We start from the raw sequence: 16,663 nt of genomic DNA, 5'->3' as shown, positions 1-16,663 counted from the left end.
CTTGATGGGAAAGCGCTCCAGGCATATTTGGCTTGAAATTCCCACGCTACACCCTACCCGCCCGTGCAGACCAGCCGCTGCTCGCCCAGCCCCGTCGCGCCCAGCCGCATCACGTCGCCCGCGCGCAAGAAGCGCGGCGTGGGCTTCTGTCCCAGGCCTACGCCGGCGGGCGTGCCGGTGAGCACCAGATCGCCCGGCTCCAGCGTCATGAACTGGCTGATGTAGGCCAGCACCCGGGGCACGCCGAAGATGAAATTGCGCGTGTGGCCGTCCTGCATGCGCTGGCCGTTCACCTCCAGCCACAGCCCGATGGCGTGCGGGTCGGGAATCTCGTCGGTGGTCACCAGCCAGGGGCCCACGGGCGCGAAGGTGTCGCAGCCTTTGCCCTTGTCCCACTGCCCGCCACGCTCCATCTGGTAGCTGCGCTCGGACACGTCGTTGGCCAGCACGTAGCCGGCCACATGGGCCAGCGCATCGGCCTCGGCCACCTGCTGCATGCGCGTGCCGATGACGATGCCCAGCTCCACCTCCCAGTCGGTCTTGAGCGCGCCGGGCGGGATGCGCACGGCGTCCGTGGGGCCGCTGAGCGCGCTGGTCGCCTTCATGAACAGCACGGGCTCTGCCGGCGCGGGCAAGCCGGCCTCGGCCGCATGGTCGGCGTAGTTCAGGCCCACGCAGACGATCTTGCCGACACCGCCCACGGGGCAGCCCAGGCGTGTGCCGGGTACCACCGCGGGCAGGCGCGCGGCGTCGATGGCGGCCAGCGCGGCCAACGTGCGTGGCGCCAACTGCGTGGGGCCGATGTCCGGCAGCAGCATGGACAGGTCGCGCAGCACGCCCTGGGCGTCGATCAGGCCGGCGCGCTCCGCGCCGGGTTGTCCGTGGCGGACGAGTTTCATGGGTGTCTCCGTGGGTTTGATCGGGACGATCTTATGCACGCCATCCCGTTCATCCATCGCATCGACTGATGGCCACATCGCGTTTGGCGATGGCGAGGCCGGCACGGCCGCCGCGCGGCACGCGTACGATGCGCAGCTTCGCCGCCCCGCCATGCACCCCCACATCCCCGAATCACCCGCCAGAACCGCCGAGGAGGACCACCCACGCCCGCACAGCCTGCGGGAGCTGTTCTGGGCCTTCACCTGGCTGGCGCTGCAGGGCTTTGGCGGCGTGCTGGCCGTGGTGCAGCGCGAGCTGGTGGAACGCCGCCGCTGGATGAGCAACGAGCAGTTCGTCGAGGACTGGGCCGCCGCGCAGATCCTGCCGGGCCCGAATGTGGTGAACCTGTCCATCATGGTGGGCGACCGCTACTTCGGCCTGCGCGGCGCGCTGGTGGCCGTGGCGGGCATGCTGTTGCTGCCCATGCTGCTGGTGGTGGTGCTGGCCGTGGTCTACGCCGGCTTTGCCGACCAGCCCATGGTGGCAGGCGCTCTGCGCGGCATGGGCGCCGTGGCCGCAGGCCTGGTGGCGGGCGTGGGCTGCCGCCTGGCCGCGTCGCTGCGCAAGCACCCGCTGGGGCCCTGGGCCTGCGGCGCGATCGCGGCCGCCACCTTCGTCGCCATGAGCGTGCTGCGCCTGCCGCTGGCCTGGGTGCTGCCCGTGGTGGGCGGCGCGGCCTGCGCCCTCACCTGGCGCAAGCTCGCTTCCGCGGGGCACTGACGCAGCCATGGCCGCACCGCTGAACTTGCACCTGCAGCCGCTGGACTGGCTGAACCTGTTCCTGTACTACCTGTCGCTGTCGCTGCTGGCCGTGGGCGGCGCCATCGCCACCGCACCTGACATGCACCGCTTCCTGGTGGAGCGCCAGGGTTGGCTGACCGAGGTGCAGTTCAACACCTCCATCGTCATCGCACAGTCGGCTCCCGGGCCCAACGTACTGTTCATCGCCCTGCTGGGCTGGAACGTGGGCCTGAACGCAGCCGGCACCGGCACGCATGCGGCCTGGGCCTTCGGCGCGCTGGGCGTGGCGGTCTGCATGCTGGGGGTGCTGCTGCCCAGCAGCCTGCTGACCTGGGCCGCCACGCGCTGGGCACACCGCAACCGCGAACGCCGCTCGGTGCGCGCCTTCAAGCAAGGCATGGCACCACTGGTGATCGGCCTGCTGCTGGCCACGGCCTGGGTGCTGGGCAGCGCCCATGGCGAGCCCGCGCAAGACTGGCCACTGTGGCTGCTGAGCGCGGCCACCACCCTGCTGGTGTGGCGCACGCGCATCCACCTGCTATGGCTGCTGGGCGCGGGGGCGTTGCTGGGCGCGTTCGGCTGGGTCTAGCGCGGTGTCAGGGCTGGCGCGCGCGACGGTAGTCCGCCAGCGCCCGCACCGTGGTGCACAGCAAGCCATGCGCACGGGCAAAGCGGGCCACCTGTGCGCCGCGCGCCATGCTGCCGTCGGGGTTCATGAGCTCGCACAGCACGCCCGCAGGCGGCAGGCCGGCCAGCACGGCCAGGTCCACGGCCGACTCGGTATGGCCGTCACGCTCCAGCACGCCGCCCGCGCGTGCCACCAGTGGGAACACGTGGCCCGGGCTTACGACCTCGGGCGCGCACCCCGGCGCCGGAATGCGCAGGGCGCATCGCACGGTCTGCAGGCGGTCGCCCGCCGACACGCCGGTACTCACGCCATGCGCGGCCTCGATGGACTGGGTGAACGCGGTGGAGAACGCCGAGCGGTTCACCTCCACCATGGGCCGCAGCCCCAGCGCCTTGGCATGCGCGGGCGTCAGGCACAGGCAAACGATGCCGCTGCCCTCACGGATCATGAGTGCCATGGTGGCCTCGGTCATGTTGGCGGCAGCGCAGACCAGGTCGGCCTCGTTTTCGCGGTCGGCGTCATCGAGCACCAGCACAGGGCGGCCGGCCGCGATCGCGGCGATCACCGCGGGCATGGGCGCGAGCGTGACCTCCTGTGGGAGATCGCCAGGGGCGGACAAGAAAGTGGCGGGAAAAGACATGAAACGCTCCTCGGTTGAAATGAAGAAACGCCTCAAGGCATGCAAGAAGCACCCACGCGCGCCATGGGCCCGGGGCCCGGCACGCGCGAAGCACACGGCCGCGCCCAGGGCGCTGGGCCCCGGTCGCGGCACGTCTTCTTTCATCCGGACTATGACCGTCGGCCCCGGACTGGGAGTGGCCTGCGCCGCCCCGCACCGGGTCTGCTGACCCCCGGTTGCACTGATGGCAACCGGGGCGCTCGCGGGCTCGCGGTGCAAGAAAACCTCCATGCGCCGCCTACCGCCGGTGGGGAATTCCACCCCGCCCTGAAGACCTGCCGATTATGGCGCCTCAACCATCGGCGGCCCGTCCAGCAGCAACGGCAACAGCCGCGCCGCCGGGCCGCGCAGCACGGCGTGGGCGATACCGTCCAGCTCGCTGGCCGCGGTGTTGACCACCACCACGCGCGCACCGGCATGGCGCGCCTGGTGCGCCAGCCCTGCGGCCGGGTACACGGCGCCCGCGGTGCCCACCACCAGCATCAGCTCGCAGGACTGCGCCGCCTGCTGCGCCGCGGCCAGCACCGGCAGCGGCAAGGCCTCGCCGAACCAGACCACGCCAGGGCGTACCAGGTTGCCGCAGGTGGGACAGCGCGGCGGGTGGCCGGGCGCGGCGTGGGCCAGATCGCAGCAGGCACGCGGACGGTCGAGCCAGCGGTCGGCCGTCAGGTCACCATGCAGGCACAGCACATCCGGGCTGCCGGCGCGCTGGTGCAGGCCGTCCACGTTCTGGGTGATGAGCGTCAGCCGCCCGCGCCCGCGCCCGTGCTGCGCAAACGCCGCCAGCGCCCGGTGGCCCGCGTTGGGCTGCACGCCCGCGAGCAAGCCGCGGCGGTGGGCGTACCAGTCCCACACCCGCGCGGGCTGGGCCCTGAAACCGGTCTCGCTGGCCATCTCCATGGGGTTGAACTGCGCCCAATAGCCCGTCTGCGCATCCCGGAACGTGGGGACGCCCGACTCGGCGCTGATGCCTGCGCCTGTCAGCACCACGATGCGGCGCGCATCGCGCACCCACGCCCGCACCTCGTCCAGCGGGGTGCAGGGGCCGGAGGTTCCGGCATCGTCCGTCATGCCGCGGCCTCGGCCAGCAGGCCCTGCTCGACCATGGCGACCAGTCGCTCGGCCAGCGCCTGGCAGCCGGCCTCGTCCACGCCGCGCAAGGGGCCGTCCAGCATCAGCATCGCCATGCCATGCACGGCGGACCAGGCCATGAACTCGGCGCCCGGGCGGCGCGCGGGTGGCAGCAGACCGGCCTGCACCATGCCGTCCAGCGTGTGCCCCAGCAGTTCGAACGGATCCATGCCGCTGGCCCCGCGCGCCGCACCATCGTCCGGCGCGCGCTCGTCCACATCAAAGGGCCGCGCCACGAAAGCGGTGCGAAACAGGCCCGGCTCGTGCCGCGCAAAGCGCAGATAGCCCAGGCCCACGCCGCGGAACGCGGCGCGTGCACGCTGGCGCGGGTCGCGCAGCCGGCGCGTGGCATGGATCTCGGCCTCGATCGCGCGCGCCAGTTCCGAAAGTGCCACCGCGCGCACGGCTTCCAGCAGCGCCTGGTGGTTCTGAAAGTGCCGGTACGCCGCATTGGGCACGACACCGGCACGGCGCGTGGCTTCGCGCAGCACCACCGCGGCAGGGCCGCCTTCGCGCGCCAGCGCCACACCGGCGTCCAGCAGCGCGCGCTTCAAATCCCCATGGCGGTACGTGGCACGCGCGGGGCTCAGGTCTTCATTCGGCATTTACGAGTTTTTACAGATACACCGTCCACATTTATCGACGCAGCCCGCATACACTGCAAGTGTACATTGTCCACAAAGGAGTGCGCCATGGAACCCGACAGCTACATCGACGGCTTCGTGCTTGCCGTCCCCACTGCCAACAAGGAGACCTTTCGCCAGCACGCCAGCGAGGCCGCGCAGATCTTCAAGAAGCACGGCGCCCTGGAGATCGTGGAATGCTGGGGCGACGACGTGCCCGAGGGCAAGCTCACCTCCATGCCCCTGGCCGTGCAGCGCAAGGACGACGAGACCGTGGTCTTTTCCTGGGTCGTGTGGCCCTCGCGCGCGGTGCGCGATGCCGGCATGCAGGCCGTCATGGACGACCCGCTCTGCCCCAAGGACATGCTTTTCGACGGCCAGCGTGTGATTTACGGCGGTTTTCGCGTGCTGGTACACGCGTAAACGGCGCGCACCTCTTCCCCTCTTCTACTCCACTCAAACCACCCGCAAGGAGACACCATGCAGTTCACGCCTTACCTCAACTTCGACGGCAACTGTGCCGAGGCATTTGCCTTCTACGCCAAGCTGTTCGGCGGCACCATCGTCCACCAGAGCACCTTTGGGGAGATACCTCCCTCCGAAAACATGCCCCCGCTGCCCGAGGCAGCCAAGAGCCGCATCATGCATGTGCAGCTGCAGATCAAGGACCAGTCGTTGATGGGATCGGACGCCATGCCGGCCATTCCTGGGCAGGACCCGAATGCCTGTGGTGGCGGCTACCAACTGCCGCAGGGTCTGTGGGTGTCGATCCAGGCCGCCGACGCGGCCGAGGGGCGCCGCCTGTTCGATGCGCTCAGCGCCGGCGGCGAGACCGTCATGCCATTTGCCGCGACTTTCTGGTCACCCGGCTTCGGCATGGCGCGCGACCGCTTCGGCACGCCGTGGATGGTCAACGTGACGGCACAGGCCTGATGCCCCACACCCAAGGAGGCCATATGTCCGACCGCACCGTTCGTTTGCACCGGGTCCTGCGCACCACGCCGCACAAGCTGTATCGCGCCTTCCTGGAGGGCGACGCCATGGCCAAATGGCTGCCGCCCCACGGCTTTACCTGCAGGGTGCAAGAACTCGACGCCCGCGTGGGGGGCTCCTTCCGCATGTCGTTCCACAACTTCGGCTCGGGCCAGTCGCACGCCTTCGGCGGCGAATACCTGGAGCTGGTGCCGGGGGAGCTCATCCGCTACACCGACCGGTTCGACGACCCGAACCTGCCCGGCACGCTGGAGGTCACCGTCCGGCTCACGCCCGTGAGCTGCGGCACCGAGCTGAGCATCACCCAGGCCGGCATTCCGCAGGCCATTCCGCTGGAAATGTGCTACCTGGGCTGGCAGGACTCTCTCACCCAGCTGGCCGCACTGGTGGAGCCCGACATCCCGGGTTAAAGGCCCAGCAGTCCCGACTCAGCAGGAGCACTCCATGACGCAACCCGCCAAAAACACCGTCTGCCTGTGGTTCGACGGCACTGCCGAAGAAGCCGCGCGGTTCTACGCGAAAACCTTTCCCGACTCATCCGTGAGCGCGCTGCACCGCGCGCCGGGGGACTTTCCGTCAGGCCACGAGGGCGATGTGCTGATGGTCGAGTTCACGGTGCTGGGCATCCCCTGCCTGGGGCTCAACGGCGGCCCGGCCTTCAAGCACAGCGAGGCTTTCTCGTTCCAGGTGGCGACCGCCGACCAGGCAGAAACCGACCGCTACTGGAATGCCATCGTGAACAACGGCGGCCAGGAAAGCGACTGCGGCTGGTGCAAGGACCGATGGGGCCTGTCCTGGCAGATCACGCCCGTGGCCCTGACCCGCGCGGTGACCGACCCCGACCGCGCCGCCGCCAAGCGCGCGTTCGACGCGATGATGCAGATGCGCAAGATCGACATTGCCGCCATCGAGGCGGCGCACCGCGGCTAGGGGCCGGGCGCCTTCGGCGTTCAGGCGCGCTGGCGCAGCGCCTCGTACAGGCACACTGCGCTGGCCACCGACACGTTCAGGCTCTCGACAGCGCCCTGCATAGGGATCTTCACCAGCTCATCGCAGGTCTTGCGCGTGAGTTGGCGCATGCCCGGGCCCTCGGCGCCCAGCACCAAGGCGACCGGGCCTTTCAGGTCCACCTGGTACAGCGTCTTGTCGGCATCGCCACTGGTGCCGATGACCCAGATGTTGCGCTCCTTGAGCTCGTTCAGCGTGCGCGCCAGGTTCGTGACCATGAAATACGGCACCGTCTCGGCCGCGCCGCTGGCCACCTTGGCCACGGTGGCGTTGATGCCCACCGCATGGTCCTTGGGAGCGATCACCGCATGCGCGCCCGCGCCATCGGCCACGCGCAGGCAGGCGCCCAGGTTGTGCGGGTCGGTCACGCCGTCCAGCACCAGCAGCAGCGGGTTCTTCACGCCGCGGGCCTCCAGCTCGTCCAGCAGCTCGTCCAGCGTGCGCACCTGCGCCANCCCGCGCCGCCACGCCCTGGTGGCCATGGCTGCCGGCCAGCTTGGCCAGGCGCAGGCCGTCGGCTTCAATCAGGCGCGCCCCCGCCTCGCGTGCGCGCTCCAGGAACTGGCGCATGCGCGCGTCGCGGCGCGTGGGCTCGTAATAGATCTCGATGATGCTTTGCGGCGCGGTCTTCAGGCGCACGCCCACGGCGTGAAAGCCGAAGAGGACTTTGGGGGAGGACATGGGTGGCGATTATCCCGCCAGCGACCCCACTGGCACCGTGGCGCGGCGCAGGCCACCGCCGGGCAGCCGCTAAAATCCGCGTTTCTTCCCTTGACAAACGGGCCGCTGCCACAAGCGGCGCCGCNTGGCGGCCGCGCCTGCCACAAGGCGCCGCGCTGCGCGGCCTGCGCAGCGGCTCAGGCCTTCCTTCTGTTCAGATCATGATCCTCTCTCCCCTGTTGCGCTGGGTGCAGCGCACGAGCCTGGTCACCCAGATCGCCATCGCCGTGGTCATCGGCATTGTGCTGGCGGCTGTATGGCCCGCCGCAACGCCCCACCTGTCCATTCTGGGCGCGTTGTTCATCTCGGCCCTGAAGGCGGTGGCGCCGGTGCTGGTGTTCGTGCTGGTGATGGCCGCCATCAGCAACCACACACCGGGCGAGACGACGCACATCCGCCCGGTGCTGGTGCTGTACGCGGTGGGCACGCTGGCCGCGGCCACCGTGGGTGTGGTGGCCAGCATGTGGTTTCCCAGCACGCTCACGCTGCAGGCGCCAGCACAGGCCGCCGCGGGGCCGGGGTCGGTGTCCGAGGTGCTGATGAACGTGCTCAAGAGCGTGGTCGAAAACCCGGTCAAGGCGCTGCTGGAGGCCAACTACATCGGCATCCTGGCCTGGGCCATTGCGCTGGGCCTGGCGCTGCGCCACGCCAGCGCGGGCACGCGCGCCATGCTGCAGGACGGCGCCACGGCCGTGCCGCAGGTGATCCAGTTGGTGATCCGCCTGGCGCCTCTGGGTATCCTGGGCCTGGTGGCCAGCACGTTCGCCGAAGCCGGCGCCCAGGCGCTGTGGGGTTATGCCCAACTGCTGGCCGTGCTGCTGGGCTGCATGCTGTTCGTGGCGCTGGTGGTCAACCCGCTGATCGTGTACGTGGCGATCCGCCGCAACCCCTATCCGCTGGTGTTGATGTGCCTGCGCGAGAGCGGCGTGACGGCGTTCTTCACGCGCAGCTCTGCCGCCAACATCCCGATCAACCTGGCCCTGGCCAAGCGCCTGCGCCTGAACGAGGACACCTACAGCATCGCCATTCCGCTGGGCGCCACCATCAACATGGCCGGCGCGGCCATCACCATCAGCGTGCTGTCGCTCGCCGCGGCCAACACCCTGGGCATCCAGGTAGACCTGCCGACCGCGCTGCTGCTGTGCGTGGTTGCGTCGCTGTGCGCCTGCGGCGCATCGGGCGTGGCCGGCGGCTCGCTGCTCCTGATTCCGCTGGCGTGCAGCCTGTTCGGCATCGGCAACGACGTGGCGATGCAGGTGGTGGCCATCGGCTTCATCATTGGCATCCTGCAGGATTCGGCCGAGACGGCGCTGAATTCCTCCACCGACGTGATCTTCACCGCCGCCGCCTGCCTGGCACAGGAGCGCAAGGCGCAGCTCTGATTCACCACCGGCCCGCTATCGATACGAGAGCTGTCAGCGCATGCTATGCAAGGGTTTCAATATGAAATTCATTGAAAACCAGCTACCATCAAGCGCTGGCAGCTATTCTTTCAGGAGTTATCGACCAGCCGTCCGGCCTCAATGGTGATGCGCCGGTCGCAGCGCGCGGCAATGCCGCGGTCGTGCGTGACCAGCACCAGCGTGGTGCCCTGCTCGCGGTTGAGGGCCAGCATCAGTTCCATGATGGTCTCTCCCGTGGCGAAGTCCAGGCTGCCCGTGGGCTCGTCGGCCAGCAGCACGGCGGGCTCCACCACGAAGGCGCGCGCCAGCGCCACGCGCTGCTGCTCGCCGCCCGACAGCACCTTGGGATAGTGCGTCAGGCGCTGGCCCAGGCCAACGCGCTCCAGCATGTCGGTCGCGCGGCGGCGGGCATCGCGGATGCCCGCCAACTCGAGCGGCAGCATCACGTTCTCCAGCGCCGTGAGGTTGCCCATGAGCTGAAAGCTCTGGAACACGAAGCCCACCTGCCGCGCGCGCAGTGCGGCGCGGTCGTCCTCGTCCAGTGCGAACAGGTCCTGCCCGCCCAGACGCACCGTGCCGCGCGTGGGCGTGTCCAGCCCGGCGATGATGGACAGCAGCGTGCTCTTGCCCGATCCCGAGGCGCCCACGATGGCCGCAGTCTCCCGCGGCGCCAGGCGGAAATCGATATCCCGCAAAATCTCCAGCGTACCCGTGGAGTCCGTGACGGACTTGGACACATGCTCCACCGCGATGATGGATTCGGGCGGCATGCGGTCGTTGGAGGCAGCAGGGGCCGTGGCGGCGGAGGTTTCGGACATGAAAGGTTCTCGGCAGTGAAGCATATGGTTCGGCGTGACTTTATCGTGGCGGGCGCCCTGGCCCTGTGGGGCGCGGCGCCCGCCCTTGCGCAGTCCGGTGGCAAGAAGCCCACCCGCGCCCCCGTGATCCTGGTGGTGGGCGACTCGCTCAGCGCCGAATACGGCCTTCCGCGCGGCACCGGCTGGGTGGCGCTGCTGGACAAGCGGCTGGCGCAGGAGAAGATCCCCGCCACGGTGGTCAACGCCAGCGTGAGCGGCGACACCACCGCCGGCGGCCGTGCGCGGCTGGCCGCACTGCTCCGGCAGCACCAGCCCACGCATGTGGTGATCGAACTCGGCGGAAACGACGCCTTGCGCGGCCTGCCGCTGGCCAGCACCCAGGGCAACCTGGCGTGGATGACCGAACAGGCCCAGGCCGCGGGCGCGCGCGTGCTGCTGGTGGGTGTGCAGGTGCCGCCTAACTACGGTGCCAACTACACCCGGCAGTTCGCCGAGGTCTTCGAGAACGTGGCCCAGGAGCGCAAGGCAGCGCTCGTGCCCTTCTTGCTCAAGGGCGTGGCCGATGGGCCCGATCCCACGGCGCTGTTCCAGCCCGACCGCATCCACCCCACGGCCCAGGCGCACCCGCGCATGCTGGACAACGTGTGGCCCGCGCTGCGCGCGTTGCTGTAAACCATCGTCAGAGAATCAGCCGGCGCTCTGCGGCGCCTGCGCGGGCGCAAGGGGCGCAGTGGGCGCCGCCACCGCCGCGCGGTAGGCATGCCAACTGGCATGCCCCAGCACCGGCCCCACCACCAGCAAGCCCGCGCCCCAGGCGAACAGCGACAACGCCACCAGCGCCGTGATGAGCAGGCCCCACACCAGCATCACGCCGGGGTTTTCCACCACCACCCGCATGCTCGCAATGCCGGCCGTGAGCGCATCGGTGTCGCGGTCCAGAATCATCGGAATGGACACCACCATGCTGGAGAACACCAGGGCCGCGAACACACTGCCCACCAGCAGGTACACGGCGACGAACTGCCAGTTGCCCGGGTTGAACACCGCCTGCACCACCCCCGTGGTGGACGGCATGCCGGTGTTGAAGAACACGGCAAACACCACGAGCGACGCGCGGCCCCACAGCAGTTCCAGCACCACAAGTACGAGTACCAGCATGCCCATGCTGCCCAGGTGGCGGTCCCAACAGGTCAGCGATTCGCCCAGGTCGGGTGCCAATCCCTGTTCGCGCCGGCGGCTGGTGTCGTACAGCCCCATGGCCAGGAAGGGGCCCACCAGCAGGCAGCCGCTGGCAAACGACATGGTGTATTCCGGCCGCGCCTGGAACACCCAGCCCAGCAGGAGTGCCATGCCCCAGAACCACGTACCGTAGAACAGCGCCACGCCGGGCGCGGCCATCATGTCGCGCGCCCCCAGCACGAGCCAACGCAGCGGGTCCCGCCAGCGCAAGGGGTTGAGAGTCACCGGTGCGGACACCGGCGCGGAGGTGACTGGCGCGGAAGAATCAGACATGGTGGTCGGCATCGCTGCGGCAGTGGCGTTGCTGCCACCTTAACCACCTGACTGCCTGACCACCATCAAGGAAACTACCACCCTCGCCGCGCCAGCCGCCAACGCATCAGGCAGCTCCAAAGGCCTGGTGCATAGCCTGCGCCAGGTCGGCACGCAGGTCGTCCACGGCCTCCAGCCCCACGGAGAAGCGCACCACGGTGCCGGGCCGCAGATGCGCGGTGGCGCCCGTGCGCATGCTGGGCAGGTCGTAGGGCACCACCAGGCTCATCGGCCCGCCCCAGCTGTAGCCCAGCTTGAACAGGCGCAGGCCGTCGCAAAAGGCATCCACCTGCGCCTGGCTGTGGCGTGCGTCAATGACCACGCTGAACAGGCCGGCGGCAGCGCCCTGCCCGCCATTGGCTGCGCCGCACAGCGCCTTCCACTGCGCATGGCCGGGCGATCCGGGCAGCGCCGGGTGCAGCACCTGGGCCACCGCGGGCTGCAAGCCCATCCACTGCGCCAGGTCGCGCGCGGCCGCATCGTGCGCGTGGTAGCGCAGCGCCATGCTGGGCAGCGCCCGCAAGACCGCTTCCACGTCGTTCGCCCCCACCCCCAGCCCGAGCCGCATGTGCGTGAGCTTGATGCGCAGGTGCAGCCCCTCGTCGCGGGTGGTGATGCTGCCCATCAGCACGTCGCCGCCGCCGCTGGGGTACTTGGTGAGCGCATGCACGGATACGTCCACGCCCAGCGCGCCCTCGGCACCCGCGCCACGGCCCAGCAGGTCGAAGGGTGCGAAAGCCAGGCCCGCGCCCCAGGTGTTGTCCAGCACCGTAGCCACGCCGCGTGCGCGGCAGATGCGCACTTGCTCCACCAGGTCGGGAAACTCCAACGTCACGGAGCCCGGCGCCTCCAGCCACACCAGCCGCGTGGCGTCGGTGATCTTGGATGCGAGGTCCGCCGGGTCCAAGGGGTCATAGATACGGTGGCGGATGCCGTAGTGGCGCAGCTCTACCTCGGCCAGTGCCTTGTTAGGACCATAGGCGTTGTCCGGGATCAGCACCTCGTCACCCTGGCGCAGCAGCGCCAGCGATACGGTGGAAATGGCGGCCAATCCGCTGGGCACCAGCAGGCACTGCAGCCCGCCTTCCAGCGTGGCCAGGCGCTCTTCCAGCTGGTAGGTGGTAGGCGTGCCGTGCAGCCCGTAGGTGTAGCTGCTCTTGTCCTTCCACTCGCGCGCGCGCATCGCGGCGACGTTGGGGAAGATGACGGTGGACGCCTTGTGCACCGCTGGCTGCGGGGCATGGAAACCCTGCGGCGGTGTGTACTCGTGGTGAATGAGGCGGGTGGACAGGTCGGGTATGGAGGGCTGCTTCATGCGCCGATGGTAGAGCCTGTCCCCCGCCCAGGCTCAGCCGCCGCTGGAGATGGTGAGGTTGTTGACCACCGAGGTCACGCCCGGTACGGCCTGCGCGATCTGGCTGGCGCGGTCACGGGCCTGCTCGCTTTTCACGGGGCCATTGAGCGTGACGACGCCCGCGCGGGTGTCCACGTCGATCTTGATGGCGCTGAGGTCCGGGTCTTGCGCCAGGCCCGCGTTCACCTTGGCGGTGATGCCGGCATCGTCCATAAGGGCGGCTGCGTCGGCCGTGGCGTTGCGTGAAGCCTGCCCGGCTTCCTGCGCCGCGGATTCCATTTTTTGCTTGGCATCCTGGGCCGCCTGCTCGGTCTTGTTGATGGCGGAATCCAGGCGTTGCCCGGCCGTGGGTTCCTCGGCCTTGTTGCAAGCACTCAGCCCGGCGGCCAGGGCAGCGGCAGCGGCGAAAACGGTCCAGCGCGACGCTCGAAAAAGAGGGGTTGTCATGGGCATATCTCCTTCCAGTGGGTACGGGGTCCACTGTAGAAAGCACTGGCCGCCGAGCCGGTCGGAGAGGACCGAAACCGCAGTAGGACAACAGCGGCTCTCAGGCAACAGCGGCTCTCAGGCACGTGCCGACGCAAGCCTGGACAATCGGCCCATGTCCTCATCCTTGCTGCATCGCTGGTTTCCCTTTCTCTCCTGGCCCCGCCCGACAACCGCGCTGCTGCAGGGTGAGTTCTGGGCCGGCATGACCGTCGGGCTGATGCTGGTGCCGCAGGGCGTGGCGTATGCCGCGCTGGCCGGCATGCCGCTGGTGACGGGGATCTACGCATCGCTGGTGCCGGCACTGGTGGCCGTGCTGTGGAGCTCATCCACCCGCCTCGGCGTCGGGCCCACGGCGCTCACCAGCCTGCTCATCGGCGCGTCGATCACCGGGCTGGCCGAGCCCGGCAGCGCCCATTGGGTCACGCTGGCGGTGTGGATGGCCCTGCTGTCGGGCCTGCTGCAGCTGCTGCTGGGCGTGGTGCGTTTCGGCTGGCTGCTCAACCTGGTAACTTCACCGGTGCTGGGCGGCTTCACGCAGGCTGCGGCGTTGCTGATCCTGGCCTCGCAACTGCCCGACCTGTTGGGCCTTCGCACCAGCTGGAGCGCACTGGCGGTCAGCCCGTCGCTGCACCACTTCGACCTGCGCGCGCTGGCGTTCGGCCTGGGCAGCCTGGGCTGCCTGGTGCTGGCGCGGCGCTGGCGCTCCAGCTTCCCGGCCGCCATCGTGGTGATCGCGCTGGCGGCGCTCATCAGCTGGGCCATGGGCTATGCCGATGCCGACGGCGCCGTGATCGGCCACTTGCCCTCCGGCTTGCCGACGCTGTACTGGCCGGGATGGCTCTCGTGGGAAGAAATGGGCGCGCTGGTGATGCCGGTGATGGTCGTCACGCTGGTCAGCTTCCTGGAGACCGCCTCCAGCGCCAAGGTGGAGCATCACCAAGGCGGCACCCGCTGGAACGAGAACCAGGACCTGATCGCCCATGGCATGGCCAAGATCAGTTCGGGCCTGTGCGGCAGCTTTGCCACCAGCGCGTCGTTCTCGCGCTCCGCCATCAACCTGTATGCGGGCGCCAAGAGCGGCTGGGCGACGCTGTTCGCGCTGGTGCTGGTGCTGGCAACGCTGCTGTGGCTCACGCCGGCCCTGTACCACGTACCACAGCCGGTGCTGGCCGCCGTGGTGGTGACGGCGGTCACCAGCCTCATCAAGCCCGCCGGCATGTTCCGCCTGTGGCGCGTCTCGCGCGTGGAGACGGCCATCGGCCTCGTCACCTTCGGCCTCACGCTGGCCACGGCACCGCGCATGTACTGGGGCGTGCTGGTGGGCCTGCTGATGAACCTGAGCCACTTTCTCTACCAGCGGCTGCACCCGCGCATCATCGAGGTGGGCCTGCACCCCGACGGCAGCCTGCGCGACCGCCACCTGTGGCAGCTGCCCCCGCTGGCGCCAGAGCTGCTGGCCCTGCGCATGGATGCCGAGCTGGACTTCGCCTCCGCCAATGCGCTGGAGCGCCGCGTGACCGACGAGCTGGCCCAGCGCCCGTCCATCCGCCACCTGTGCCTGTTCGCGCTGCCCATCAACCGCATCGACGTGACGGGGGTGGAGGCCTTCATCCGCCTGCGCGCGCTGCTGCAAAGCCACGGCGGCACGCTGCATGTGACCGGCATCAAGCTGCCGGTACAGCACACGCTGGACAATGCAGGCGCGCTGGCGCCGGGACCCAACTTCGCGCTGTACCGCACCGACGCCGAGGCCATCGCGGCACTGCAGAGACTGGCTCCTCCCGACGCCGGGAAGCCTGCCTCGGCCCCGCAGTCCGACACAAGTGGCCCAGCTCAGCCGCTACCGAAGCTATAGCTGCTACACTGCCGATAGATATTTGTTTCTGGTTATGACAAACACCGCGTCCCCCGCTTCCGTCTCTCTGCGCGACCTGCGTCTGGCCACGGCCCATGCCCTGGTGGCGCAGTCGTTGGGTTCCGAAGTGTCCCTGCAGGGCCAGACGCCGCTGCTGTACCTGCAGAACCTCATCGACGGCTTGTGCGAACTCTCGCTGAAGGACCCGCTCACCGGGCTGGCCAACCGCCGCCACGTGCGTGCGGTGCTGGAGCGCGAGATCGACCGGGTCGCGCGCTCGGGCGAAGCCGCGCTGCTGCTGATGCTGGACATCGACCATTTCAAGCAGGTCAACGACCGCCATGGCCACCTGGCCGGCGACATCGTGCTGCAGTCCGTCGCGCGTACGCTGGAGAGCTGCGTACGGCCCATGGACACCGTGGCCCGCTACGGCGGCGAGGAATTCGCCATCGTGCTGCCCGCCTGCCAGTTCGGCTTTGGCCGGGTGATCGCCGAACGCGTGCGCCGCGCGATCGAAGCCACGCCCGTGCGCATCTCGCCATCGCTCACGTTGAACGTCACCGTGAGCATCGGCGGCGCCTTCGCGCTGCAATGGATCCGCAGCACCACCGCCCTGTGGGCCGACCGGGCCGATGCCGAGCTGTACAAGGCCAAGCTCGGCGGCCGCAACTGCATCAGCATCGAAGAACAACCCGACAGCACGGTCACTGCGGAAGAAAAGAGTCTGCTGTTCGGCCCGCTATACACTCCGTCGGGATGGGGCGAGCTGCCCCCGCCTTTGGATCCATCCACAGGCAGCGCCTATTGAAAGCCCAGTAGTGATGAACGACGCGCTGTCCCCCAACCCGACGACTCCACCGGCCGGCGCCGCTGCGCCGGCTTCTGCTTCCGTGCCCTCCACCACACCTGCCAACGCACGCATCATCGCCATCACCAGCGGCAAGGGCGGCGTGGGCAAGACCTTCGTGTCCGCCAATCTGGCGGCCGCCCTCACCCGCCGCGGGCACCGCGTGCTGGTGCTGGACGCCGACCTGGGCCTGGCCAACCTGGACGTGGTGCTGAACCTGCCCCCCAAGGTCACGCTGCACGACGTCTTTACCGGCAAGGCCCAATTGGAAGACGCCGTGATCAAGGCGCCCGGCGGCTTTTCGGTCCTGCTGGCCGGCTCCGGCATGGTCGAGTACTCGCGCCTCACGCCCGAGGTGCGCAACGAATTCCTCAACGTCATCCACACGCTGGCACCCCGCTTTGACGTGGTGCTGCTGGACACCGGCGCGGGCATCTCCGACGTGGTGCTGTTTTCCGTCTCGCTGGCGCACGAGGTGCTCATCGTCGCGACGCCCGAGCCCACGTCGCTCACCGACGCCTACGCCGCCATCAAGGTGCTGGCCACCCAGCAAAAGCGCCAGCACGTGCGCATGGTGGTGAACCAGGCCGCACGTCCGGGGGACGGACGCGCCATCACCGGGCAGTTGCAGCAGGTGCTGGACCGCTTCGTGACCACCGACACCGGCCGTCCCATGCGGCTGATCCACGTGGGGGACATTCCCGCCGACACCTCGGTGCGCGACGCCGTGATGCGCCGCCAGTTGCTGATGCTGCAGATGCCCGGCTGCCCCGCCGCGCTGGCCGTGGCCCAGTTGGCGAACAAGGTGGAGTCCACGATGCTCACGCCATCCCCCGAAGGACCGGGCGCAAATCGCTCCTGAAAAAATAGCTGCTAGCGCTTAC

At 69.1% G+C, this 16,663-nt stretch carries 20 protein-coding genes, 1 pseudogene and 1 riboswitch; of the genes and pseudogenes, 11 read left to right on the top strand and 10 right to left on the bottom strand.

All coding sequences use genetic code 11. From position 1 onward, the window contains the following. Nucleotides 1–53: 53 nt before the first annotated feature. Nucleotides 54–899 carry a fumarylacetoacetate hydrolase family protein gene (locus tag OX89_RS08695; RefSeq protein WP_011805466.1) on the bottom strand — a complete coding sequence of 282 codons (846 nt, stop codon included), beginning with the start codon at nucleotides 897–899 and terminating at the stop codon, nucleotides 54–56. A 151-nt stretch (nucleotides 900–1,050) separates the two neighbouring features. Here OX89_RS08695 and OX89_RS08690 point away from each other — a divergent pair, with 151 nt between their 5' ends. Next, on the top strand, nucleotides 1,051–1,659 hold the full coding sequence (locus OX89_RS08690) for a chromate transporter (protein WP_047350323.1): 609 nt from the start codon (nucleotides 1,051–1,053) through the stop codon (nucleotides 1,657–1,659). 7 nt (nucleotides 1,660–1,666) lie between these two features. After that, a complete protein-coding gene (locus OX89_RS08685) occupies nucleotides 1,667–2,269 on the top strand; it encodes a chromate transporter (RefSeq protein WP_047350322.1) in 603 nt (200 codons plus the stop codon). Nucleotides 2,270–2,276: 7 nt separating this feature from the next. On the opposite strand, the gene ribB is transcribed toward OX89_RS08685, so the two are convergent. The 3 genes from ribB to OX89_RS08670 all read right to left on the bottom strand — a co-directional run bounded on the left by ribB (nucleotide 2,277) and on the right by OX89_RS08670 (nucleotide 4,723). Then, nucleotides 2,277–2,948: a 3,4-dihydroxy-2-butanone-4-phosphate synthase gene (gene ribB / locus OX89_RS08680; RefSeq protein ID WP_047350321.1), complete on the bottom strand. Its 672-nt coding sequence runs from the start codon at nucleotides 2,946–2,948 to the stop codon at nucleotides 2,277–2,279. Between the two features lie 128 nt (nucleotides 2,949–3,076). Further along, a riboswitch (FMN riboswitch) is annotated at nucleotides 3,077–3,266 on the bottom strand. Nucleotides 3,267–3,269: 3 nt separating this feature from the next. Next, nucleotides 3,270–4,058: an NAD-dependent deacylase gene (locus OX89_RS08675; protein ID WP_047350320.1), complete on the bottom strand. Its 789-nt coding sequence runs from the start codon at nucleotides 4,056–4,058 to the stop codon at nucleotides 3,270–3,272. Beyond that, entirely contained in the window at nucleotides 4,055–4,723 is a 669-nt protein-coding gene (locus tag OX89_RS08670; protein WP_047350319.1) for a TetR/AcrR family transcriptional regulator, read from the bottom strand. Before OX89_RS08670 ends, OX89_RS08675 begins: the two co-directional genes overlap by 4 nt. Before the next feature lie 87 nt (nucleotides 4,724–4,810). Between OX89_RS08670 and OX89_RS08665 the strand changes: the two genes are divergently transcribed. Genes OX89_RS08665 through OX89_RS08650 form a run of 4 tightly spaced genes read left to right on the top strand, consistent with a single transcriptional unit; the run spans nucleotide 4,811 to nucleotide 6,664 of the window. Then, on the top strand, nucleotides 4,811–5,164 hold the full coding sequence (locus OX89_RS08665) for a DUF1428 domain-containing protein (RefSeq protein WP_047350318.1): 354 nt from the start codon (nucleotides 4,811–4,813) through the stop codon (nucleotides 5,162–5,164). 57 nt (nucleotides 5,165–5,221) lie between these two features. Next, nucleotides 5,222–5,674 (top strand): VOC family protein, encoded by a 453-nt coding sequence (locus OX89_RS08660; protein WP_011805473.1) that lies wholly within the window; start codon nucleotides 5,222–5,224, stop codon nucleotides 5,672–5,674. Nucleotides 5,675–5,697: 23 nt separating this feature from the next. Continuing rightward, on the top strand, nucleotides 5,698–6,144 hold the full coding sequence (locus OX89_RS08655) for an SRPBCC family protein (RefSeq protein ID WP_047350317.1): 447 nt from the start codon (nucleotides 5,698–5,700) through the stop codon (nucleotides 6,142–6,144). Nucleotides 6,145–6,178: 34 nt separating this feature from the next. After that, nucleotides 6,179–6,664, top strand: coding sequence for a VOC family protein (locus tag OX89_RS08650; protein ID WP_047350316.1), 486 nt, complete (start codon nucleotides 6,179–6,181; stop codon nucleotides 6,662–6,664). 20 nt (nucleotides 6,665–6,684) lie between these two features. Here OX89_RS08650 and rlmB read toward each other — a convergent pair. Continuing rightward, nucleotides 6,685–7,196 (bottom strand): annotated as a pseudogene (gene rlmB, locus OX89_RS08645) (23S rRNA (guanosine(2251)-2'-O)-methyltransferase RlmB); the annotation flags it as partial. Between the two features lies 1 nt (nucleotide 7,197). Next, on the bottom strand, nucleotides 7,198–7,423 hold a 226-nt coding region (locus tag OX89_RS19080), incomplete at its 3' end, for an RNA methyltransferase substrate-binding domain-containing protein (RefSeq protein WP_369799268.1). A 200-nt stretch (nucleotides 7,424–7,623) separates the two neighbouring features. Between OX89_RS19080 and sstT the strand changes: the two genes are divergently transcribed. Beyond that, nucleotides 7,624–8,844, top strand: a complete 1,221-nt coding sequence (sstT, locus tag OX89_RS08640; protein ID WP_047350315.1) for a serine/threonine transporter SstT — start codon at nucleotides 7,624–7,626, stop codon at nucleotides 8,842–8,844. Between the two features lie 110 nt (nucleotides 8,845–8,954). On the opposite strand, the gene OX89_RS08635 is transcribed toward sstT, so the two are convergent. Further along, nucleotides 8,955–9,683: an ABC transporter ATP-binding protein gene (locus OX89_RS08635; protein ID WP_047350314.1), complete on the bottom strand. Its 729-nt coding sequence runs from the start codon at nucleotides 9,681–9,683 to the stop codon at nucleotides 8,955–8,957. A gap of 24 nt (nucleotides 9,684–9,707) precedes the next feature. On the opposite strand from OX89_RS08635, the gene OX89_RS08630 reads away from it, so the two are divergent. Continuing rightward, nucleotides 9,708–10,355, top strand: a complete 648-nt coding sequence (locus tag OX89_RS08630) for an arylesterase (RefSeq protein ID WP_047350313.1) — start codon at nucleotides 9,708–9,710, stop codon at nucleotides 10,353–10,355. A gap of 15 nt (nucleotides 10,356–10,370) precedes the next feature. Here OX89_RS08630 and OX89_RS08625 read toward each other — a convergent pair whose 3' ends face one another. The 3 genes from OX89_RS08625 to OX89_RS08615 all read right to left on the bottom strand — a co-directional run bounded on the left by OX89_RS08625 (nucleotide 10,371) and on the right by OX89_RS08615 (nucleotide 13,035). Then, nucleotides 10,371–11,207, bottom strand: coding sequence for a DUF2189 domain-containing protein (locus tag OX89_RS08625; RefSeq protein ID WP_047350312.1), 837 nt, complete (start codon nucleotides 11,205–11,207; stop codon nucleotides 10,371–10,373). A 94-nt stretch (nucleotides 11,208–11,301) separates the two neighbouring features. Then, entirely contained in the window at nucleotides 11,302–12,549 is a 1,248-nt protein-coding gene (locus OX89_RS08620; protein ID WP_047350311.1) for a PLP-dependent transferase, read from the bottom strand. A gap of 33 nt (nucleotides 12,550–12,582) precedes the next feature. Further along, nucleotides 12,583–13,035, bottom strand: a complete 453-nt coding sequence (locus OX89_RS08615; RefSeq protein ID WP_047350353.1) for a BON domain-containing protein — start codon at nucleotides 13,033–13,035, stop codon at nucleotides 12,583–12,585. Nucleotides 13,036–13,189: 154 nt separating this feature from the next. Here OX89_RS08615 and OX89_RS08610 point away from each other — a divergent pair, with 154 nt between their 5' ends. Genes OX89_RS08610 through OX89_RS08600 form a run of 3 tightly spaced genes read left to right on the top strand, consistent with a single transcriptional unit; the run spans nucleotide 13,190 to nucleotide 16,641 of the window. Continuing rightward, nucleotides 13,190–14,932, top strand: coding sequence for a SulP family inorganic anion transporter (locus OX89_RS08610; protein WP_047350310.1), 1,743 nt, complete (start codon nucleotides 13,190–13,192; stop codon nucleotides 14,930–14,932). A gap of 34 nt (nucleotides 14,933–14,966) precedes the next feature. Then, nucleotides 14,967–15,740: a GGDEF domain-containing protein gene (locus OX89_RS08605; protein ID WP_011805484.1), complete on the top strand. Its 774-nt coding sequence runs from the start codon at nucleotides 14,967–14,969 to the stop codon at nucleotides 15,738–15,740. A gap of 13 nt (nucleotides 15,741–15,753) precedes the next feature. Further along, entirely contained in the window at nucleotides 15,754–16,641 is an 888-nt protein-coding gene (locus tag OX89_RS08600) for a MinD/ParA family protein (protein ID WP_047350309.1), read from the top strand. The last annotated feature ends 22 nt before the right edge of the window (nucleotides 16,642–16,663 follow it).

The organism is Diaphorobacter sp. J5-51 (assembly GCF_001023515.1).
GTDB classification, from domain to species: Bacteria; Pseudomonadota; Gammaproteobacteria; order Burkholderiales; family Burkholderiaceae_C; genus Diaphorobacter; species Diaphorobacter nitroreducens.
This window is presented reverse-complemented; position numbering and strand designations above follow the sequence as displayed.